This window comes from Lysobacter sp. Root690 (assembly GCF_001427785.1).
In the GTDB taxonomy this organism is placed as follows: Bacteria; Pseudomonadota; Gammaproteobacteria; order Xanthomonadales; family Xanthomonadaceae; genus Lysobacter.
In genome coordinates this window covers 193,487-215,300 of sequence record NZ_LMHM01000002.1, presented here as the reverse complement: position 1 = coordinate 215,300, position 21,814 = coordinate 193,487, and the positions used below count along the sequence as shown (strand labels likewise).

The 21,814-nt window shown below is 66.1% G+C and carries 16 protein-coding genes and 1 riboswitch; of the genes, 7 read left to right on the top strand and 9 right to left on the bottom strand.

Annotated features, from left to right (window positions below; genetic code table 11):
- Window positions 1–39: 39 nt before the first annotated feature.
- Window positions 40–870 (bottom strand): UDP-2,3-diacylglucosamine diphosphatase, encoded by an 831-nt coding sequence (locus tag ASD86_RS04820; RefSeq protein ID WP_056107582.1) that lies wholly within the window; start codon window positions 868–870, stop codon window positions 40–42.
- A 24-nt stretch (window positions 871–894) separates the two neighbouring features.
- Complete coding sequence (locus tag ASD86_RS04815) at window positions 895–2,643, bottom strand: GNAT family N-acyltransferase (RefSeq protein ID WP_056107579.1); 1,749 nt, start codon at window positions 2,641–2,643, stop codon at window positions 895–897.
- Window positions 2,644–2,988: 345 nt separating this feature from the next.
- Between ASD86_RS04815 and metK the strand changes: the two genes are divergently transcribed.
- On the top strand, window positions 2,989–4,212 hold the full coding sequence (gene metK / locus ASD86_RS04810; RefSeq protein WP_056107576.1) for a methionine adenosyltransferase: 1,224 nt from the start codon (window positions 2,989–2,991) through the stop codon (window positions 4,210–4,212).
- A gap of 108 nt (window positions 4,213–4,320) precedes the next feature.
- On the opposite strand, the gene ASD86_RS04805 is transcribed toward metK, so the two are convergent.
- Window positions 4,321–5,574 carry an OmpA family protein gene (locus ASD86_RS04805; protein WP_056107572.1) on the bottom strand — a complete coding sequence of 418 codons (1,254 nt, stop codon included), beginning with the start codon at window positions 5,572–5,574 and terminating at the stop codon, window positions 4,321–4,323.
- 214 nt (window positions 5,575–5,788) lie between these two features.
- On the opposite strand from ASD86_RS04805, the gene ASD86_RS04800 reads away from it, so the two are divergent.
- Window positions 5,789–6,031, top strand: a complete 243-nt coding sequence (locus ASD86_RS04800; RefSeq protein ID WP_056107658.1) for a DUF3955 domain-containing protein — start codon at window positions 5,789–5,791, stop codon at window positions 6,029–6,031.
- 213 nt (window positions 6,032–6,244) lie between these two features.
- On the opposite strand, the gene ASD86_RS04795 is transcribed toward ASD86_RS04800, so the two are convergent.
- Window positions 6,245–8,740 carry a prolyl oligopeptidase family serine peptidase gene (locus ASD86_RS04795; protein WP_200957207.1) on the bottom strand — a complete coding sequence of 832 codons (2,496 nt, stop codon included), beginning with the start codon at window positions 8,738–8,740 and terminating at the stop codon, window positions 6,245–6,247.
- Between the two features lie 357 nt (window positions 8,741–9,097).
- Window positions 9,098–9,174: riboswitch (S-adenosyl-L-homocysteine riboswitch) on the top strand.
- 61 nt (window positions 9,175–9,235) lie between these two features.
- Here ASD86_RS04795 and ahcY point away from each other — a divergent pair.
- Window positions 9,236–10,681 (top strand): adenosylhomocysteinase, encoded by a 1,446-nt coding sequence (ahcY, locus tag ASD86_RS04790; protein ID WP_056107570.1) that lies wholly within the window; start codon window positions 9,236–9,238, stop codon window positions 10,679–10,681.
- A 243-nt stretch (window positions 10,682–10,924) separates the two neighbouring features.
- Here ahcY and ASD86_RS04785 read toward each other — a convergent pair whose 3' ends face one another.
- The 4 genes from ASD86_RS04785 to ASD86_RS04765 form a co-directional block, all read right to left on the bottom strand.
- Entirely contained in the window at window positions 10,925–11,662 is a 738-nt protein-coding gene (locus tag ASD86_RS04785; RefSeq protein ID WP_056107567.1) for a LytTR family DNA-binding domain-containing protein, read from the bottom strand.
- Window positions 11,659–12,699: a histidine kinase gene (locus ASD86_RS04780; RefSeq protein WP_056107564.1), complete on the bottom strand. Its 1,041-nt coding sequence runs from the start codon at window positions 12,697–12,699 to the stop codon at window positions 11,659–11,661. The genes ASD86_RS04785 and ASD86_RS04780 overlap by 4 nt, the downstream gene beginning before the upstream one ends.
- Before the next feature lie 95 nt (window positions 12,700–12,794).
- Window positions 12,795–13,712 (bottom strand): alpha/beta hydrolase, encoded by a 918-nt coding sequence (locus ASD86_RS04775; RefSeq protein WP_235567668.1) that lies wholly within the window; start codon window positions 13,710–13,712, stop codon window positions 12,795–12,797.
- 1,044 nt (window positions 13,713–14,756) lie between these two features.
- Window positions 14,757–15,449, bottom strand: coding sequence for a GNAT family N-acetyltransferase (locus ASD86_RS04765; RefSeq protein WP_056107557.1), 693 nt, complete (start codon window positions 15,447–15,449; stop codon window positions 14,757–14,759).
- A 263-nt stretch (window positions 15,450–15,712) separates the two neighbouring features.
- Here ASD86_RS04765 and metF point away from each other — a divergent pair, with 263 nt between their 5' ends.
- From metF to ASD86_RS04745, 4 genes are all read left to right on the top strand, one after another.
- Window positions 15,713–16,537, top strand: a complete 825-nt coding sequence (gene metF / locus ASD86_RS04760; RefSeq protein ID WP_056107554.1) for a methylenetetrahydrofolate reductase [NAD(P)H] — start codon at window positions 15,713–15,715, stop codon at window positions 16,535–16,537.
- Window positions 16,538–16,852: 315 nt separating this feature from the next.
- Window positions 16,853–18,127: a M12 family metallo-peptidase gene (locus ASD86_RS04755; RefSeq protein WP_082578072.1), complete on the top strand. Its 1,275-nt coding sequence runs from the start codon at window positions 16,853–16,855 to the stop codon at window positions 18,125–18,127.
- A gap of 199 nt (window positions 18,128–18,326) precedes the next feature.
- On the top strand, window positions 18,327–19,058 hold the full coding sequence (locus tag ASD86_RS04750; RefSeq protein ID WP_056107548.1) for a DUF4124 domain-containing protein: 732 nt from the start codon (window positions 18,327–18,329) through the stop codon (window positions 19,056–19,058).
- A gap of 109 nt (window positions 19,059–19,167) precedes the next feature.
- Entirely contained in the window at window positions 19,168–20,082 is a 915-nt protein-coding gene (locus ASD86_RS04745; RefSeq protein WP_056107546.1) for a branched-chain amino acid transaminase, read from the top strand.
- Between the two features lie 394 nt (window positions 20,083–20,476).
- On the opposite strand, the gene ASD86_RS04740 is transcribed toward ASD86_RS04745, so the two are convergent.
- A complete protein-coding gene (locus ASD86_RS04740) occupies window positions 20,477–21,814 on the bottom strand; it encodes a HAMP domain-containing sensor histidine kinase (protein WP_056107543.1) in 1,338 nt (445 codons plus the stop codon).

Below are 21,814 nucleotides of genomic sequence, written 5' to 3'. Positions count from 1 at the left end.
AGGTGCCCGACAGGGCGGATGAGGGCGGCCAGGCCCGCCTCAAGCGGCGTGCGGCAACTCTTCGTGTACCGCCAATCGCAACGCCCGCGCCGGCAGCATCGCCAAGGTCTCTCCGGTATGCGCAAGCAAGCGCAGCGTGCCGTCGGGATCCTCGGCCAGCGCGGTCAGGCTCTCGACCCAGTCGCCGTCGTTGGCATAGATGCAGCCGTCGCGTTCGAACAACGCCGCGCGGTGGATATGGCCGCAGACGATGCCGTCCAGCCCGCGCTGGCGCGCATCGTTCAAGCCGGCCTGGACGAAGCGCGAGATGTAGCGCTCGGCCGCGCCGCTGCGGCGCTTGAGGAAATCCGCCAGCGACCAGTAGCGCAGGCCGAAGCGGCGCCGTACCCGGTTGGTGAGCTGGTTGCCGGTGAGGATGCGTTCGTACAGCCAGTCGCCGAATTTCTCCTGCATGCCGCCGAACTGGGTCACGCTGTCGTAGTCGTCGCCGTGCGTGACCAATAGGCGGCGGCCGTCGGCAGTCAGGTGGATCGCGCGCCGGCGCACCTGCATGCGCGGCAGCGCCAGGCCGCAGAAGCGGCGCACCGAGCGATCGTGATTGCCGGGCACGTAGATCAACTCGGTACCGGCGCGCGCCAGCGCATGCAGCGCCTCGACCACCCGGTACTGCGCCGCGCCCCAGGTCGCGCGCCGCTGCGACATCCACCACAGGTCGACGATGTCGCCGACCAGGTACAGCCGATCGCAGCGCAGATTGCCCAGAAAATCGGCCAGTTCCGCCGCATGGCAGTGCTTGGCCCCGAGATGCACATCGGACACGAATACCGCGCGGCGGCGTATCGGCAAGGGCGTGATCGATGCTGGGCTCATGACACGTTCTCGCTGGCGACGGGGTCAGGTGTCGGGGGCGGCGTCCGCTTGGTTCGCCGCGCCCGCTTCGGCGCGCGATGGCGATGCGCCGAGGTAGCGTTCGCGCTTCTTCGGGCGCAGGCGCTGCAGGTCGACTTCGATCAGGCCATCGACCGAATCGCTGAACGCCGGATCGACGCCGAACGCGAGGAAGCGCGCGCCACCGGGTTCGCAGAGGTCGGTGTACTGCTTGTAGAGCATCGGCACGCTGGTGCCGAGCGCGTCGAGGTTGTTCTTGAGCACGCGGAACGCGGTCGCCGCATCGAGCTCGTCGAACTGCGGCGGCGCCTGGCGATACACGAACGGCTGCTTGGAGAACGCTTCGGATTCCAGCTGGCCGTAATAGCGCGCGTAATAGGCCACGATCTGCTCGCGCGCATCCGGCGGCAGCGCGGCGCTGATCGACACCGGCCCGAACAGGTAACGCACGCCCGGATGGCGCATCAGATAGGCGCCGATGCCCTGCCACAGATAATCGATGCTGCGGCTGTTCCAGTACTCGGGCGCGACGAAGCTGCGGCCCAGTTCCATGCCCTGAGCCAGACGCGGCACCGCGTCGTCGGCGTAGCGGAACAAGGACGCGGTGTACAGCCCGGCCAGACCGCGTTCGGCCAGCACCCGGCTGCCGCGCGCGATGCGGTAGGCACCGGCGATCTTCGCCTCGGCCTCGTCCCATAGCACGATGTGTTCGTACCAGCTGTCGTAGATGTCCACGTCCAGGCGCTGGCCGGTGCCCTCGCCGACCGCGCGGAAGGTCAGCTCGCGCAGGCGGCCGATTTCGCGCAGCAGCGGCGAACCCGGACGCAGGGTGCCGACCCGGATCTGCTTGCCGTCGAGGGTCTGGCCGAGCGATTCAAGCGCGTCCACGCCCGCGCGCACCAGCGCCGGATCGACCGGGTCGATCAAAGTCTCCGGCCCGACCGGCGCGGCGCGTTCGCGCGCGGTACCGATCGCGTGCAGTTCGCGGCGCACCTCGCGCAGCAACTGGTTCGGGTTGCCGTCGGCCGGCAGATGCAGCGGACGGCCGATGCGCAGGGCGATGCGGCGCGCGCGGCGGGCGAACATCTCGCGCGCCAGCAGGGCCGTACCGGCCGGCTTGAACAGCGCCGAGGCGCCGTAGAACAGCGCCGAATTGCGCGCCTCGATCCGCACCGGCAGCACCGGCGCGTTGGTGCGCCGGGCGAAGCGCAGGAAGCCGCGCTGCCAGCGTCCGTCGGTGACCCCGCGCAGGCCCAGGCGGGCGACTTCGCCGGCCGGGAACACGATCACGCACTGCTCCTCGTTCAACGCCGCCTCGATCGCGTGCAGGCTCTCCGCGCTCGGCCGGCCACCGAGGATGCGGATCGGCAGCAGCAGCCCGCTCAGCCCGTCCAGCGCCAGCAGCAGGTCGTTGGCGATGATCTTGACGTCGCGCCGCACCCGCCCGACCGCGTCGAGCAGGGCCAGCGCGTCGACCGCGCCGGAGGGATGGTTGGCCACGATCAGCAGCCGACCGCTGCGCGGGATGCGCTGCAGCTCGGTCGCATCGAGCAGGTAGCGCGCCTGGACGAAATCCAGCGACGCGCTGACGAAATCGAAATCGCGCAGGTGGCTGGTTTCGGCCAGGAACTGGTCGATGTGGTCGAATTTCGACCAGCGCCCGATGGTCCGGATCAACGGCCGGGCCAGCGCGGCGCGGCGGCCGCGGAACCATTGCGGAAAACGTTCTTCCAGTCGGCGTTCGAATTGCAGCATCGGGAATCGTCGCATCTGAGGGCGGCGGTATGCCGCGCAGCCTGGGCCGGCGCGGCGACAGCCACATGGCGGTTTCGGGTCAGTCGCGTGACAGCGCCTTCCTGGGCGGCTCCACGACTGTGCTTCGCGTGCCCGAACGACATGAAATCCGCGCCGTCCTGGCATGACCGAACAGGGTCCCACGCTCGCTGCGGGCCCGCGCCCGCCCAAAGACCGGGCGGACAACAGGCGTTCAGGAGCCGCTTAACGCCCGGACAACCCCCGGGCACGGCACAATGCGCGCTCCCGGCCGAGGCTGTATCCTATGCGGCCATCTTTTTATCCGAATCGAAGGATATCCGCCCGATGTCGAGCTACCTGTTCACTTCCGAGTCCGTGTCCGAAGGTCATCCGGACAAGATCGCCGACCAGATTTCCGATGCGGTGCTGGACGCCATCCTCGCCCAGGACAAGCGCGCGCGCGTGGCCTGCGAAACCATGGTCAAGACCGGCGCGGCCATCGTCGCCGGCGAAGTGACCACCAGCGCCTGGGTCGATATCGAAAGCCTGGCGCGCAAGGTCATCAACGACATCGGCTACAACAATTCGAATGTCGGCTTCGACGGCCACACCTGCGCGATCATCAACATGCTGGGCAAGCAGTCGCCCGACATCGCCGCCGGCGTCGACCGCAAGAAGCCCGAAGAACAAGGCGCGGGCGACCAGGGCCTGATGTTCGGCTACGCCTGCAACGAAGCCCCGGAATACATGCCGGCGCCGATCTACTACTCGCACCGTCTGGTCGAGCAGCAGGCGAAGGTGCGCAAGCAGAAGAATTCCAAGCTGCCGTGGCTGCGTCCGGACGCCAAGTCGCAGGTCACCCTGCGTTACGACAACGAGCACAAGGTGCTGGGCCTGGACGCGGTGGTGCTGTCGACCCAGCACGACCCGGGCATCAAGCAGAAAGACCTGATCGAAGGCGTGTACGAGCACATCCTCAAGCCGGTGCTGCCGAAGGCGTGGCTCGAGAAGCTGCCGAAGAACAAGGTCCATATCAACCCGACCGGCATCTTCGTGATCGGCGGCCCGGTCGGCGACTGCGGCCTGACCGGCCGCAAGATCATCGTCGACAGCTACGGCGGCATGGCCCGTCACGGCGGCGGCGCGTTCTCCGGCAAGGATCCGTCCAAGGTCGACCGTTCGGCCGCTTACGCCGCGCGTTACGTGGCCAAGAACATCGTTGCCGCCGGCCTGGCCGACCGCTGCGAAGTGCAGGTCTCCTACGCGATCGGCGTGGCCGAGCCGACCTCGATCTCGGTCACCACCTTCGGCACCGGCAAGATCAGCGACGACAAGATCGAGAAGCTGATCCGCAAGCACTTCGACCTGCGCCCGTACGGCATCGTCAAGATGCTCGACCTGATCCACCCGGTGTACCAGCTGACCGCCGCCTACGGCCACTTCGGCCGCAAGCCGAAGGAAGTGACCTACGTCGACGGCGCCGGCAAGAAGCACACCGCCACCGCGTTCTCGTGGGAAAAGACCGACAAGGCCGACGAACTGCGCAAGGACGCCGGGCTGAAGAAGTAAGCCGCCCGCGTACGCAGTCGACATCGCGACAACGAAAAACGGAGCGCCTCGGCGCTCCGTTTTTTTTGCGTCGCGTTGTTGCCGGCATCCGTCGGCGCGTTGAAGCGATCAGGTCTTGACGTAGATCTCCACCCGCCGATTGAGCTGACGGCCGGACGGATTGTCGTGGCCGTCGACCTCGTTCGGCGCGACCGGCTGCGATTCGCCGAACCCGCGTGCATCCGCGTCCTTCGCCGCGCCGCGTTGACGCAACGCCGCCACCACCGATTGCGCGCGGCGATCGGACAAGGACAGGTTGTAGTCGTCGCTGCCCTTGGCGTCGGTATGGCCGCGGATCTGCATGCCCTTGGCCTGGATCTTCGCCAGTGCTTCGGCCAGCGTGTCGAGCACTTCGGCCGCGTCCGGGCGGATGTCCGACTTGTCGAAATCGAACAGCACCTTGTCGTTGAGCGTGATCAGCACGCCGCACGGCGCGCCCGGCACGACGAACTTGTTCAACAGCGGAAAACGCCCGGCCGGCGCGAGCTTCGGGATCGGCGCCATCGCCATCTCGCGCGGCGGCGTGCCGACCGTGCCGCGGCCCTTGCCGTCGTTGCGCACCAGCCCGTCGGGACCGTTCCAGGTGCCCGAGCCGTCGGCGTTGATGGTGATCAGGCCCTGCGGCCCGTTCCAACTGCCCGAGCCGTCGCCGTTGTAGGTGATCAGGCCCATCTCGCCGTTCCAGCTGCCACCGCCCTTGCCGTCCAAGTGGATGGTGTCGCCGCGACCGTTGTAGCTGCCCGAGCCGTCGGCGTTGACGCTGATGGTGGCCTTGCCTTCGTCCTCATCGTCGTCGTCCCTGCCGCCGGTATTGATCGAACCCGAACCGTCGGCGTTGACCGTGATCAACCCGCCTTGGTAATTAGCCGAACCGCTGCCGTCGGCGCTGACATTAAAAGTGCCCTTGCCGTCGTTGCGGGCCAGATTGCCCTGGGCGTCGAGGTGGGTGAGGCCCGCATCGTTGACCAGCGCGCCGTCGTCGCCGCAGCGGGCCGGCTTGATCGTGACGCCCTCGATCGGATTGATCAGCTCCTGCATCGAACTTTCCAGCGCGCGCTGCGCCGGCGTCACGCCGAGGATGTCGGGCACGACGATGGTCGGAATGACCGGGAACTCGCGATCGCCGGCGGTCAGTGGCGCGGTGTTGGCGGTTGGCGCTTGCGCGTTGTTCGCGGTATTCGCCACCTCGGCCGGAGCCGACGCGGCGCCAGCGGTATCGTCGGAATCGGTCGAAGCCGATGCGCCGTCGCCGCGCCCGCACGCGCATACGGCGGCGACGATCGCGGCGAGGGTCAGAAGTCTAAAGGGCACTGCATGCGACATGGTCCACTCCGTTGGTTGTCGGCGGCGTTTATAGCATCGCGGCCACGACAGGTGCGACCGGTGGACCGCGTACCTGCGAACGCGGTCGCGCACTTGATCCACGCCGACGACCTGCCAGCGAGTGGCTCCGCCTCACATCGGCTTCATCGTCAGCCCACACGCGCCGATCACTCTGGGTCCAACCGCGATGCGCGAGCCGATACCGGAAACGACCATGAGCAAAATCAATCCGCTGACTATTTTGTCGCTCGCCCTGATCGCTCTCGGCTGCGCCTGCCTGTTCGCCTTCAACCTGATCGGTTCGACGATCGATGCGCAAGGGATGCTGCACGAGCCGTTCGGACTGATACCGATTGGCTGGTTGTTGATCGTCGGCGGCGCCGCACTCGGACTGGCGGGCCTGACTCGGGCCGTCCTGCGCTGGTCGAAAACACGTTCGGATCGGCAGGCCCGGTAACAACGTGCCAGCCTTTTTCGACCGCTGGCATTGGATATTCGACTGAGAAACCGAGGCGCTCTACGAACGCAACTGACTAGGATCATGGATAAACCCGCACTAACGAAACACGGTCCATCGACGACGCTGCGTTTCGCTTCTTCTGATCGTAGCGGCGCAAAAGAAACGGAGCGCAAGCGCTCCGTCTCCAGGTGACTCGAAACGTTGTCGGATTTACTTCGCGGCCGCTTGCTTCGTCGCCTTCACGGCAGACTTCGCCTCCGGCTTGGCATTCTTCACATACAACTCCAACCACCGATTGGTCTCGGCCATCATCTGCATGATCGATTCGCGCGCGCGGTAAGCGTGGCTTTCGTTCGGCAGCATCACCAGTCGGGCGTGGCCGCCCAGGCCCTTGATCGCGGCGTACATGCGTTCGCTCTGGATCGGGAAGGTGCCGGAGTTGTTGTCCTGTTCGCCGTGGATCAGCAGCAGCGGGTCCTTGATCTTGTCGGCGAAATTGAACGGCGACATCGCCTCGTAGGTGGATTGCGCCTGCCAGTAGTTGCGTTCCTCGGCCTGGAAACCGAACGGGGTCAAGGTGCGGTTGTAGGCGCCGCTGCGGGCGATACCGGCCTTGAACAAGCGGGTGTGGGCGAGCAGGTTCGCGGTCATGAACGCGCCGTAGGAATGGCCGCTGATCGCGATGCGGTTACGGTCGGCGACGCCGCGCCGCACCACTTCGTCGACCGCGGCCTGGGCGCTGGCGGTGAGCTGCTGGATGTAGCTGTCGTTGGGCTCGTGGTCGCCTTCGCCGACGATCGGCATCGACGGGTTATCGAGCACCGCATAGCCCATCGCCAGATACGGCAACGGCCCCCAATAGCTCACCGCGTTGAAGCGATACGGCGAATCATTGACCTGGCTGGCCGCGCTGGCGGATTTGAATTCGGCCGGGTACGCGTACATCAGCATCGGCAGCGGTCCGTCGCGCTTGGCATCAAAGCCGGCCGGCAGATACAGGCTCGCGGTCAGCTCGACGCCGTCGGCCCGCTTGTAACGGATCTGTTCTTTCTTGATGTCCTTGAGCTGCGGCGTCGGGTGCGGGAAATGGGTGAGCGCTTGCGGCTCGGCATCGGCCGCGGACAGGTCGCGCAGGGTCAGGTTGCTCGGCTGGGTCGGCGATTCGCGCGTGGTCAGCAGGCGCTTGGCGTCGGCATCGAGCAAAGCCATCGGCTTTTCGTAATACGGCGCCTGCGAATGGAACACACGCGTGCGTTTCTTGTCGGCCAGATCGAAGCGGTCGAGGAACGGACGGTCGCCTTCGGCCGAGGCGCCTTCGCCGCTGTAGTACAGGATGGCGCCGTCGGTGGAGGTCAGCAGGCGCTCGCGGCCGTTGGCGTCGCGCTGCATCAGCGGCTCGCCCGGATCGTTGTAACGGTCTTCGCTGCTGCCCTCATGGATCAACTCGGGCGCGCGATCGCCGTGATCGGGCGCGACGCGCCATTGCCGGACCTGACGCGTCTTCCACCAGAACTCCTCGATCAGGGCCAGATCGTCGCGACCCCAGCGCGCGCCCTCGAAACGCGAGGCCAGGCGCGCCAAAGTCTGCGGCGGCTTGTCGAACGGCGCGGCCTGCATCAGCACCGCGTCGCGGATATCGGCCGCACGCGCGGGATCGCCGCCGTCCTGCGCCTCGGCCCAGACCAGGGTCGCCGGCACGTCGCTGCGCCAGGCGATGTCGCGCACGCCGGTCGGCACCGCGTCGTTGCCGGTCGGCAAGCCTTCGACCAAGGGCAGACGCGCGACTTCGTGTTCGAACTTGCCGTCGGGCGTCAGCACATCGATGCGATGCGCGAACCGCGACGCCGGCACCTGATACGAGAACGGCCGCTCCAGCGTCGTCGCCAACAGATGACGGCCGTCCGGCGACGGCTCGACTTCGACGTACAACGCCGGCAATCCGGCCTTGCTCACCTGGCCGGTCAGATCGACCGTGGCCAGTTGCGAGCGCAGGTAGTACTCGAACAGGCGCGCGTCGTTCTCGTTGCGCAGCAGGTCCTGATAGGTGCGGATCTGGCGCACGGTGGCGCTGGCCTGGGTTTCCTGCGCGGCCGGACCGGTCGGCGTGGCATCGCTCGGCGGCGTCTCGCCCTGCGCTTCGGGCTGCAACTGCACCAGCAGACGGCGGCTGTCGGGCATCCACTGGTAACCGGCGCCGACCGTGTTGAGGCCGGACACCAGCTTGCGCGCGTGCATCGTCTCCAGTTCGATCAACCACAGCTCGTTGGCCGCGCTGGCCGTGTCGATGCGGTTGAACGCGATCCAGCGCTGATCGGGCGACCACTGCAAGGTCGCCAGCGACAACGGCGACGGCAAGCCTTGAATCTCGATGCGCTTGCCGGTGCCGGTATCGAGCAGGCTCAACTGGCTGCCGAAACTGAAACGACTCTGCGCGCGGACCCGCGGATGGATGCGCAGGCCGGCGAGTTTCAACTCCGGTTGCGCGACCACGGCGATGCCCGGCAGCGACGGCGTCTGTACCAGCGCCACGCGGTCGCGACGCGGGCTCAAGAACATCTGCGGCGGGCGCGGCGCATCGACGATGGCCTGCAGGGCCTTGGGCGGCAGCTGGTAGCCGTCTGCGAGCGGCTTGTCTACGGCCAGCGCGGCGTTGCTGGCTTTTTGCGCGGCCATGGCCGGCGGGGTCAGGCCCAGGGCCAGCAGCAGGCCCAGCACGAGCAGGCTGTGGGTGCGCCGCGGCTGGCGGCGGGTCGCGTGACGGATCGTCGCGAGGGATGTCATCGAATGCGGTCCTCAGGGAAATGAACGTCGGAGTCGCGGGACCGGCGCGGCGCGTTCACACCAACGGGGCCGGCCCGGCGCTCCCCGCCCGAGCTTAGCCCGCGCGCGCCGCGGGCGGCTTATGCCATTCGGGCCGATGGCCGTGCCGGCGCGGTCCGGCGCGGCGCGATGAATGCCGGTTCAGGCCGATCAGGCCGACATAGGCCGGTTCAGCCCCGATCGGCGCGACGCGACGGCGCACCGTGCGGCTGTCATCGGCGCCGCGATATACTGCGCGCTCAGCCCGCCGAGGGGCGCTGCGACCGTGAACGCCACGGCCAGGCTCGGCGAGGCGCAGGTCCCAACGGCGCCCGGTTTGAGTCCAACGACTCGCCGGACCCCGGCATCCGCCGGCTCCCCAAAGAACTGGAGCGACATCCAATGAACGCAGCACTCAAGACCTTCTCGACCGAAGGCGATTACAAGGTCGCCGACATCACTCTGGCCGACTGGGGCCGCAAGGAAATCGACATCGCCGAGCACGAAATGCCGGGCCTGATGTCGATCCGCAAGAAGTACGCCGTCGCCCAATCGCTCAAGGGCGTGCGCGTGACCGGCTCGCTGCACATGACCATCCAGACCGCGGTGCTGATCGAGACCCTGCGCGACCTCGGCGCCGACGTGCGCTGGGCCTCGTGCAACATCTTCTCGACCCAGGACCACGCCGCCGCCGCGATCGCCGCCAGCGGCACCCCGGTGTTCGCCTGGAAGGGCGAGTCGCTGGAAGAGTATTGGGATTGCACGCTCGAAGCGTTGACCTTCCCGGGCAACGGCACCGACAAGCACCTCGGCCCGCAGCTCGTCGTCGACGACGGCGGCGACGTCACCCTGCTGATCCACAAGGGCTATGAGCTCGAGAACGGCGACGGCTGGGTCAACACCGCGTCGGGCAACCACGAAGAACAGGTGATCAAGAACCTGCTCAAGCGCGTGCACGCCGAGCGTCCGGGCTTCTGGCACACCGTCGTGCGCGACTGGAAGGGCGTTTCGGAAGAGACCACCACCGGCGTGCATCGCCTGTATCAGCTGGCCGAAGCCGGCGGCCTGTTGGTCCCGGCGATCAACGTCAACGACTCGGTCACCAAGTCGAAGTTCGACAACCTCTACGGCTGCCGCGAGTCGCTGGCCGACGGCCTCAAGCGCGCGATGGACGTGATGCTGGCCGGCAAGGTCGCGGTCGTGTGCGGTTACGGCGACGTCGGCAAGGGTTCGGCCCACTCGCTGCGCGCGTACGGCGCCCGCGTCGTGGTCACCGAGATCGACCCGATCAACGCCCTGCAGGCGGCGATGGAAGGCTTCGAAGTCAACACGGTGGAGAGCACTCTCGGCCGCGGCGACATCTACGTCACCACCACCGGCAACAAGGACGTGCTGACCCTGGCCCACATGCAGGGCATGAAGGACCAGGCGATCGTCTGCAACATCGGCCACTTCGACAACGAGATCCAGGTCGACGCGCTGGTCGCTTCCGGCGCCAAGCACCTCAACATCAAGCCGCAGGTCGACAAGTACACCTTCGCCGGCGGCAACTCGATCTTCCTGCTGGCCGAAGGCCGCCTGGTCAACCTGGGCTGCGCCACCGGCCACCCGAGCTTCGTGATGTCGAATTCGTTCTCGAACCAGACCCTCGCCCAGATCGACCTGTGGGCGAACAAGGACAGCTACGAGGCCAAGGTCTACATCCTGCCGAAGAAGCTCGACGAAGAAGTCGCGCGCCTGCACCTGGAAAAGATCGGCGTGAAGCTGACCACGTTGACCGACGACCAGGCCAAGTACCTGGGCGTGTCGGTGGACGGTCCGTACAAGCCGGATCATTACCGCTACTGATCGCTCGCCTTCGGGCGAAGATCGACAGCAAAACGGGCGCCTTCGGGCGCCCGTTTTCTTTACTGGGGCGCAGAACCAAGACTTCGCATTGCATCGGCCGCCGATTGACCGCGTCGCGGCTCGCGCCGCTCCTACAGTCTGTCTTCGACGCCACGACCGCCTCCTGTAGGAGCGGCGCAAGCCGCGACCGCGCAAACCCGAACCACTGCGCAACCAGGCGAACACTGTTTCCACACAACCTCGTTACAACGCCAAGCGCTCGCGCAACTCGCGCGATTGCCGCCGCGACACTTCGATCCGGCTGCCGTCCTTGAGCTCCAGTTCGAAGCCGTCGTTGACCGCCAGATCGATCGCCTTGACCGCGCGCAGGTTCACCAAGGTGTTGCGGTTGGCGCGGAAGAACAACGCCGGGTCCAATCGCGCTTCGAGCGCGCTCAGGCTGCGCGCGAGCAACGCGCATTCGTTGCGGAACCAGACCCGCGCGTAATTGCCGTCGACCACGATCCGGCTGATTTCGCGCAGCGCCACGAACCAGCAGCGCTCGCCTTCGCGCAGGAACACCTGATCGTCCGCGCCGAGCAGGCCGCGCGGCGCGGCGCCGAGCCAGGGCGCTTCCGGCAGGCGCGCACGCGCGCGTTGCAGCGCCGCGGCCAGACGCAAGGCGTCGACCGGCTTGACCAGATAGTCCAGCGCATTGGCTTCGAACGCGCGCACCGCGTACTGGTCGTAGGCAGTGGTGAACACCACCAGCGGCGCACTGTCGAGTCCGTCAATCACATCGAAGCCGGTGCCCGACGGCATCTGGATGTCGAGCAGCACCAAGTCCGGACGCAGGCGCGCGATCGCGGCCTGCGCCGCGGGCACGTCGTCGGCTTCGCCGAGCAGTTCGATGTCCGGCAGATCGGCGAGCAAGGTGCGCAACTCCTGCCGCGCCAGACGGGTGTCGTCGACGATCAGCACGCGCAACGGGCGAGCGTTCATTGCGGTATCTCCAACTGCGCGATCACCCGGTTGCCGCGTTGCTTGAGTTCGAAACGCCCGGCGTTGCCGCCGTGGGCCAGGCGCGTGCGCAGATAGGCTAGACCGACCCCGCGTCGCGCCGGCTCCGGGTCGATGCGGCCGGGATTGCCGACCTCGATATGCAGCCGTCCGTTTTCGCAATGCGCACGCACGCTGAGTTCGCCGCCGCCGGGCGTACACGCGATGCCGTGCTTGACCGCGTTCTCGACCAAGAGTTGCAGCGCCATCGGCGGCAACCGCGCGCTCAACGCATTAGCGTCGATGTCGCGTTGCACGCGCAGGCGATCCTCGTAATGCACCGCCTCGACCGCGAGGTAATCATCGACCACCGCCAGTTCCTCGGCCATGCTGGCCTGCTCGCGCTGACTGTGATCCAGGGCGTGACGCAAGGTATTGGAAAGCCGCGTGACCAGTTCGCGCGCGCGCTCGGTGTCCTCGTTGATCAGCGCGCGCAGGTTGTTGAGCGCGTTGAACACGAAATGCGGGTTCAGGCGCGCGCGCAACGCGTCTAGTTCGAACGCATTGCGCAACGACTCGGCGTTGAGCCGGGCGATCTCGCCTTCGCGATAACGCTGCATCGCCATGGTCCAGCTCCACAATGCGGCCCACAGGCCCAGCATGAACGCGGTATTGGCCCAGTACACGAACAGCATCGCCGGGCGGTAGCCGGTCGATTGCGGCAACGACACCCAGCCCTGGCTCAGCGCCAGCTTCAACGCCGGGATCAACAGCAGCTGCGCCAAGGTCGCGCCGAGCAGCACGCACAGCAACAAGCGCGCGGCTAGCCGGACCGGCCCGAGTTCGAACCAGTGCCGCCGCAACGCGATGCGCCGCATCGCGCCGCCGATCACCCACAGCTCCAGCGACAGCAGCACGCTGATCAGGATCGAGCCTGAGCTCATGCCGCCGAACACCACCGCCAGGGTCAGGTTGAACACGGCCAGGCCGGTCCAGAACGCGGCGTCGGCCAGGGCGGTACGCAGTTGCGTTCGCGACATGCGGCGGTTTCCGTCGAAAAAAATACAATGTCGATAAGACAGAACACGGCCGCGACGAAGCGCGGCCGTGCTTGAGCATCACACCAGGGGCGCGATCAGCCGCCGTGGCCGGCGCCGGCATCGATGAAACCGCGCACCTGATCCTGCAGCCACTTCGGGTCGTCCCACATCAGGAAATGGTAACCGGCCTGGCTCAGTTCGATACGCACGCCATCCAAGCCGGCGTACTGGGCCTTGAAGATCGCGGTCGTCGACTCCTTGGTCGCGCCGTAGGTCGCATACGCCGCCCACGAACCGAGCAGCAGGGTCGGCGCCTTGATCTTCGCCAACTGCGGTCGCAGGTCGGTGACCATCATTTCGTACATCGCCTGCGCGGTGGTGGCGCGATCGCTGGCCTCGCCCCATTGGACCAGGGTGGCCACGCGCTTTTCGTCCAGGCTCATGCCCTTGACCGCGTTGGCGACGCCCAGACGATAGGTGTCGGCATCCTGTTCGGTCATCCGCTTGCGCATCGCCTCGGCCATCGGCTTGACCGACTCGGCGGTCGCGGCCGGGTTCTGCAACGCGCCCAGGAACGCCAGCGAATCGACGATCACCAGACGATCGATCGCCTTGGGCTGCTCGATCGCCATCTCCAGTGCGATGAAACCGCCCAGGCTATGCCCCATCACCACCGGTTTGGCCAGCTTGCGATCCTTGATATAGGCCAGCAGACGATCGCGCATCGAATCGGCGAAACGATCGGTCTTGACCGCCGGCGCGCCGGCGAAACCGGGCAACTGCACGATGTGGCATTGCACACGGTCCGCCTGCAGGGCCGCGCAGGTCTCGCGCCAGGTCTCGCCGGCGCTGTTGAGCCCCGGAATCATCAGCACCGGCCGGCCCTCGCCGACGACCTCGACCGACAGGTCCTGAAACTGCACGGTCTTGGCCTGCGCGCCGCCGGCCGCGATCAACACAGCGGCAGCCAACGCGATACGACGTAGCAAACGCGAACGGGATAGCGGATTCATCGAAGGGCTCCAGAGCCTGAGTGGTGGACGCACCTTGCCCGGTTCCCCGCGTCGCGTCGGCGGATAAATGACGAGCGGCCGCGGCGGCTGGCGAGCGGCTTGGGGGCTGGAGGAGTGGCGGGGCGGTCTGGCTATGCATCATGCGGATGCCGTCGCGTGGGTCGGATGCACCATGGCGATGGCGGCCTGGGCGATGGCCCACCGTCATGAGCACAGAACACCTTTCGGAGTTGGATCAACTACAGCTAACGATTGGACGATGGCCTACCCGTGCATACGGACAAAGACAGACAGCCCGGTCTGTCATCGCTGATGGCGCAATTAAATTCACTGCGTGCTATTCGAGCAACGGCAGGCACGCGATCAATCGAATCATCCAGCGCCCCTCATGACCAGATCAAAATTCAATCGCACTTGGCCTCACCCGCTGGCTGAGCGTAAAACCCCCTTGACGCCGCCGAATCCATGAAAAGCACACCCGACTGAGAATCGGCACAAATCGAGAAGACCTCCAAGGATTCACTCCTTGTAATTTTAGCCCAGTGCGGAAACTCGACATCGTCCATAACGGCCTCTCGCTTGTCTCCGCGCAGCAGCACGAAATCCGAGTTCTTACCGGGCCGAAAATCCGCGCCGAAAGAGAAGCCGACACTCAGAGCACTGATTTCCACCGAATGACCTTCGGTTATATCGTGCGCGCTGGCCGGAATAAACTCAGGCACCCAGCCGCGATCCATGGCTCCACTTGCAGCCAACTCACGGTAATTGTCATAGCTACTCACTGTCACATCCGAGCAACCCGACATAGCGCAAGCAAAGCATGCGAGGAGGACAACGAACGTCTTCATNCCGCGACACTGTGGCCATTCTCGCCAGCATCAATTCCATCAGGATAATTCACTGGCCCTTACGAGAATTGAAAAGCCGCGTGATCCACGATGACTTTTCGACGCGCGGCGGGACTTGTCGTAAAGACAACGCGAGCCCTGACTGCATGGCATCGGTGCGGGCCTGATCGCGACTTTGCCGCTCCTGACGGCGAAATCACTCAGCCATTCGCCGCAACGACCAAAACGCAATATCCCGTCGCATCCGATAGCCATTGCGCTCATACAACCCGATCGCGCGCGGGTTCTCGTGGCTGACGTGCAGAAACGGGACGCGGCCGTGCGCATGGTTGTCGTTGGACAGGAAGATCAGCAAGCGGCGCGCGTGGCCGCGGCCGAGGAAGTCGGGATGGGTGCAGATGGCGCTCAGTTCGGTGTAATCGTCGGTGCCCATGCGCTCGCCGGCCATCGCGGCGAGGCGGCCTTCCTGGTAGATGCCGAAGTAGCGCCCCAGTTGCATGGTGTGCGGGCGGAAGTAGTGCGGGTAGACCAGCGCGGTGAGCGCGAGTACGTCGTCGCGATGACTCGGGTCGAGTTCGACGATGCGCGCGCTGTCGTCGCGCGGCGCCGCGGCGATCGGTTCGGGACAGATCATCTGGGCCAGATCGGTGATATGGCGCAGTTCCCATCGCGCCGATAGCGCGGGGGTGCGCGCCAGCAGCAGCGCGGTGTCGCCTGGCGGCAGCAACGACGGCAGCAGGTCTTCGATGTCTGCCGCGTCGTCCGCCACGCCGAGGAACGGCGCGATCTGTGCCGGGTAGCGGGCGACGCGCGCATCGCCAAGGGCGAGCGTCTGGTGACGGCTGCGCAGGGATCGCCAGATCGGGTTATCGAGTGGGTGATCGGTCATGACGAAACGGGATGGGGAAACCGCTCCCATCTATAGCGCAGTGGCAGCGGAGTCGCAGCAGGTTTGCGTCGAGTTCGTTGTTCGCAAGCCGCGATNCCGCGATGCGTATCGCGTCATCCCCGCCGCTCAGTCGCTGGCCGCGCGCAATCGGCGGGGCGGCGGCTTTACCGCCAGCCTGTCGCCATCAACCCGCCGCCGCTCTCGATACCATTCATCGCGATAAAGAGATATTATCGGATCTTCCCACCGCCGCGGCCCCGCCCATGCTGCCGATCAGCTTCGAGTTCTATCCCCCCAAGACCGACGAACAACGCGGTCAGCTCGACAAGACCGCGCTCAAGCTCAAGCCGTACGCACCGAGCTATGTCTCGTGCACCTTCGGCGCCGGCGGCTCGACCCTGAATTACACGCCCGAGACCATTCGCCGGCTGCGCGCCAAGCACAAGCTCGACGCTGCGCCGCATTTGTCCTGCGTCGGCGGCACCCGCGCCGAGATCCGCGAACTGCTGCAGTTGTATCGAGAGATCGGCTGCAAGCGCCTGGTCACCCTGCGCGGCGATCTGCCCTCGGGCATGGCCAGCGCCGGCGACCTGCGTTACGCCAATGAACTGGTCGAATTCATCCGCGCCGAAACCGGCGACCATTTCCATATCGAAGTGGCGGCCTATCCGGAAACCCATCCGCAGGCGCGCGACGCGCATTCGGACCTGGAGAATTTCAAGCGCAAGGTCCGCGCCGGCGCGAACGGCGCGATCACCCAGTATTTCTACAACGCCGATGCGTATTTCCGTTTCGTCGACGACGTGCGCGCGGCCGGCATCGACATCCCGATCGTGCCGGGCATCATGCCGATCTCCAATTTCAGCCAGCTGCGCCGTTTCTCCGACCTGTGCGGCGCGGAGATTCCGCGCTGGGTCGCGCAGCGCATGCAGGCCTACGGCGACGACGTCGACAGCATCCGCGAATTCGGCGCCGACGTGGTCGCGCGCCTGTGCAGCCGCTTGATCGAAGGCGGCGCGCCGGGCCTGCATTTCTACACGCTGAACTTGTCCAAGCCCACGCTGACCGTGCTGTCGCGCATCGCCTGATCGCGCGATGCCCGCATCCACCGGTCGTAAGCACTCGGCCGGACGCGCGTTCGCGACGCGATATTCAGACACATTAAGACATCTCGTTTGCGTCACAAAAATTGCCTTTGGTGCCTAGCACCAAAGGCGAATTGCTAAGCGAGTTCTCAGCCTGCGCTTGTCCTGCGACAAGTTCGGTCTTGAGCCTTGCGACACGACGGTAGCCCACTGACTCCAGGATGCATCGCCGCGACGAGCGATGCCCTCGCGACCGCCGTCGCGCACCCAGGCCACGGGTGCGCGGCGCGCAGCGGTCCTCAATGGAGAGTGAGCATCATGTCCGCACGCCACGCACTATTGCCTCTGAATTTCGCCATCGCCCTGTCGCTGGGCCTGGCCGGCGCCGCCTCGGCCGCCGAACCGGCTCCGCTGTTCTCCACCCCCGCCGCCAGCGTCGCGCGCAGTCTCAACAGCGATCTGGCCTATCGGGCGATCAAGTCCGATCGCGCCGCGGTCAAGATCGACCTGGTCCGCGCCGACGCCGCGCAGATCAACGAAACCCAGGAAGAACTCCTGCTCAACCTCGCGCCCGGCGTCAATCTCAAGGCGCACAAGCTGCAGGCGCAACGCAAGGCCGACGGCATCGTGATCTGGCAGGGCCTGGTCGGCGATCCGAACACCCAGCTCAAGCGCATCAATAAATTCACCGGCGCCGAGCTGATCGACAATCCGGAAGAATCGGCCATCATCGTGCGTCAGGGCGATCAGATGTCCGGCACCGTGCGCACCGGCGGCAAGCTGTATCGCATCGATCCGCTCAAGAACGGCGGCCACACCGTCAGCCTGATCAACGAAGCGTTGATGCCGGCCGATCATCCAGCCGAGGCTTACAGCGCCAAGCCGATCGTGCCGTTCCTCAACGATCCCAAGTTCGACGAAGCCGCGGCCGTCGAGAAAGCGCCGGCGGTGGTGCGGGTGATGGTGGTCTACACCCAGGCCGCCGCCAACGCGGTCGGCAACACCTTGACCAAGGCCAATCTGGCGATCACCGAGAGCAACCAGAGCTTCGCCAACAGCGCGGTCAACGTGCGTTTCGAACTCGCCGGCCAGTACACCAACAGCTATGTCAGCGCCGGTTTCAACACCGACCTGAGCCGTTTCTCCGGCACCAGCGACGGCTATCTCGATAGCTACCACACCACCCGCAACACCATCAAAGCCGACGTCAACGTGCTGATCATCACCGATCCAGCGTACTGCGGTCTGGGCTATCTGAACTCGAACGCGGCCAGCGCCTTCAGCGTGGTCGGCGCCAGCTGCATGACCGGCTACTACAGCTTCGCCCACGAGATCGGCCACAACTTCGGCGCGCACCACGATCCCAGCAACGGCACCAACACCGTGTATCCCTACGGTCACGGCTACTGGGGCCCGGGCAATGCGTGGCGCACGATCATGGCCTACAGCTGCGGCAGCAACTGTCCGCGCCTGAACTACTGGTCGAACCCGAACATCACCTACAACGGTTCGCCGATGGGCACCGCGGCCAAGAGCAACAACGCGCGCGTGTTGAACGAACGCGCGACGACGGTGGCGGCTTTCCGCAACTGATCGCGCTCTACCCTTCTCCCGCTCGCGGGAGAAGGTGGTCTGAAGGACCGGATGAGGGCGCGCGAGGCATCGAACGACGACGCAATTCGGGCTTACCCTCACCCCAACCCCTCTCCCGTAAACGGGAGAGGGGCTTTTAGCGACGCGATTTCAGGCATACGCACTGGGCACAACCCGCCACCGGCGCTAGTCTTCGCTGATGCCCGTGCCCGCCCGACTTCGTCTGCTGCTGTTGCTGACCGCCGCCCCCGCCGCGTTGTTGCTGCATTCCAGCCCAGCGCAAGCGCAAATCCGCCGCTGCACGGATACGCACGGCAATTCGGTCTATACCGACCGCGACTGCGCCAGCGCCGGCGGCGTCGACCGCCTGCCGCGCGGCGCCGCGCCCGCGAGCGCGCAGCAAACGCCGTACACCGGCGGCTGCGCGCGCAATCTGCGCGACCTGGTCGGGCAGATCACCAGCGCGATCGACGCCCACGACGGCAACAAGCTCGCCTCGGTGTATCACTGGGCCGGCATGTCCGACGATCGCGCCTATGCGGTGATCCAGCGCCTGGATGCGATCGCGCAACGTCCGCTGCTCGACATCGCGCCGGTGATGCCGTCGGTGCCCGAACCCGAAGCCGTTCCCGGCGCCTGGACCACCTTGCCGCCGGCCGCGCCGAACGCCGCGCTCGCGCCGCTGCCGCCGATCAAGCCGTCGGCGCCCGCGGGGCTGGGCCGTCCGGCCGGTATGAGCGGCGAACAGACGGCGCAAGCCGCCCCCGCCGGCGAAACCGCCGCGCAGCCCACCGCGGCCCCTGCGCCGGTGCCGCATCGGCGCGCGCCGGTCGCGTTGCGCCTGGAACAGACCTTGGGCAACGGCGTCACTCCGTCGCGCACCGTGTTCGGTCTGACCCGCCACTACGGCTGCTGGTGGATCAAAGGCTGAACAGGCGTGCCGCCACGGCGCGGCAACGCACCGGCTAGGCATCGGCTTGGGTCGGCCCCCGGGCGCAGGGCACAATAGCGGTTTCCCCTCCCCACCACGGAAGCCGACGATGCAATACCCCGAATGGATCTGGCACAACGGTGCGATCAAGCGCTGGGCCGAAGCGACCACCCACGTCATGTCGCACGCGCTGCACTACGGCTCGTCGGTGTTCGAGGGCATCCGCACGTACGACACGCCGAACGGCCCGATCATCTTCCGTTTGAACGACCACAACACGCGGCTGTTCGCCTCGGCGAAGATCTACGACATGGGCATTCCGTACTCGCTCGAGCAGCTCAACGCCGCCTGCCATGAAGTCATCAAGGCCAACGGCAACACCACCGATTATCTGCGTCCGGTCGCGTATCGCGGCCTGGGCGGCTTCGGCCTGTCGGCCGACACCCCGACCGACGTTGCCGTGGCGACCTGGAAGATGGGCCAGTACCTCGGCGCCAGCGTGCTCGAGGAAGGCATCGACGCCTGCGTGTCGAGCTGGCAGCGGTTCGCGCCGAACACCATTCCGGCCGGCGCCAAGGCTGGCGGCAATTACCTGTCGGGCCAGCTGGTCGCGCGCGAAGCGCGTCGCCTGGGCTTCGGCGAAGGCATCGCCTTGGCCTCGACCGGCCTGCTGTCGGAAGGCGCCGGCGAAAACCTGTTCCTGGTCTTCAACGGCGCGCTGCACACCACCCCGGTCAGCGCCGCGCTGCTCAACGGCCTGACCCGCAACACCATCATCACCCTGGCGCGCGACGTCGGCATCGAAGTGGTCGAACGCGACCTGCCGCGCGAGTACCTGTACCTGTGCGACGAGTTGTTCATGTGCGGCACCGCCGCCGAGATCACCCCGATCCGTTCGGTCGACGGCCGCCAGGTCGGCACGGGCCGTCGCGGCCCGGTGACCGAGCGCATCCAGGAACTGTTCTTCGGCCTGTTCAACGGCAAGACCGCGGATAAGTACGGTTGGCTGGAAGCAGTCAAGTAAGCCGTAGAGGTCGAATAACTCGACGCGGCAAGTAGGCGCGAATGCGCTTAGCCGTTCCCCCCTTTGCAAAAGGGGGGCCAGGGGGGATTCGCTTTTGCTTTGCTTCTGTTTCTGCTTTTGTCTTGTCAAAGACGCAACAGCAAAAGCAGAAGCGAATCCCCCGCGCCACGTTTCAAGTACACCCACCGTAGTTACGCAAGGCGCAGCCCCCTTTTCCAAAGGGGGCGCATCGATACGCGGCGCGACGCATAGGCCTGCGGGCTACGAAGCCGCCGCGCAATTGCGCATCGGAAATATCAGCAGCGTTGAGTGATGCCTCCGCATCGCAAAGCCTCGCATCGTCGCAGCGATCAAACGATCAACGCAGACACGGCCACGCACGTGGCCCCGGGTCTCAATCCACCCGCTCAAACTTCAACGTAGCCACCACCCCGACCGTCTCGCCCGGCTTCACCCGCACGTCCCAGCCATACAGCTCGCACAGACGGCGCACGATCGACAGACCGATGCCGCCGCCCTGCGAATGGCCAGCGTGGGTACCGCGATACCCGCGTTCGAACAATTTGGCCGCGTCCTCGGCACTCAGGCCCGGACCCGAATCGATCACCTCGACCGAGCGAGGATGCAATCGCACCACGACCTCGCCCTGGGTGGTGTACTTGACCGCGTTGCCGATCAGGTTGCCCAGCGCCACCGCGACCGCGGCTTCCGGCGCGTCGACCACCAGGCCGCGCTCACCTTCGACCCGCAACGCCAGCGCCTTGCCGCCGAGCTGGGCGCGATGCGCTTCGAGCAGTTGTTCCGACAGCTTGGCGATGTCGGTCGCGCCATGGCCGCGCTCGTTGCGCGACAACAGCAGCAGCGCGCTGATCAGGTCGGTGCATTGCTGCTCGGCGCGCTGGATACGCAACAACCGGTTGCGAGTCTTGTCCTCGATGTCCGGCCGCGACAGCAACAGTTCGACCGCGCCCTTGATCACCGCCAGCGGCGTGCGCAGCTCGTGGCTGACGTCGGCGTTGAACTCGCGGTCGCGCTGGACCACGTTGGTCAGGCGCTCGGCGTAATCGTCCAGCGCCTCGGCCAGCTGACCGACTTCGTCGTCCGGAAAGTGCGCGGCCAGCGCCTCGGAGCGCGAACTGCGGCCCGAGCGCTTGAGCCGGTTGGCCAGCTCCGACACCGGGCTCATGACCCGCGACGCGGCCCACCAGCCGACCAGCAGCGAGAACAGGGTGAACACTAGAACCGACAGATAGATCGCGCGGTTGAACTGCGCCTCGCCGCGCGTGGCCTGGGTCATGTCGTAAGCGAGGAAAAACCACTCGGTCGCCGTCTTGCGCACCCCCAGCTTGTACGAGAACGGGCTGCCGTCCGCGTTCTTGCCCTGGATGTTGTGGATGCCGTCGGGCAGTTCGTACCACTCGGGCTGCTCGGTGCGCAGCGCTTCGAACCGATCGCTCTTGACCACGCGTCCGAGCATCTGCTGCACGCCGAACTCGGGCTTGGCGTTAGGCGCCGAATAGAACTGCCGCGCGTACTCGTCGATGTTGCGATTCATCACGTCTTCGACGATCTGATTCTCGACCCGCGTGCGCGTCCAATTGGTCGCGAACGCGAACATCGCGGTCAGGCCGAAGCCCAGCAATACGAACGACAGGATAATGCGACTGCGCAACCGTCGCCGGAAGCGCTTCTTCTTTTGCAGCCGCGATGCGGACGGGTCCCCTGAGGCCAC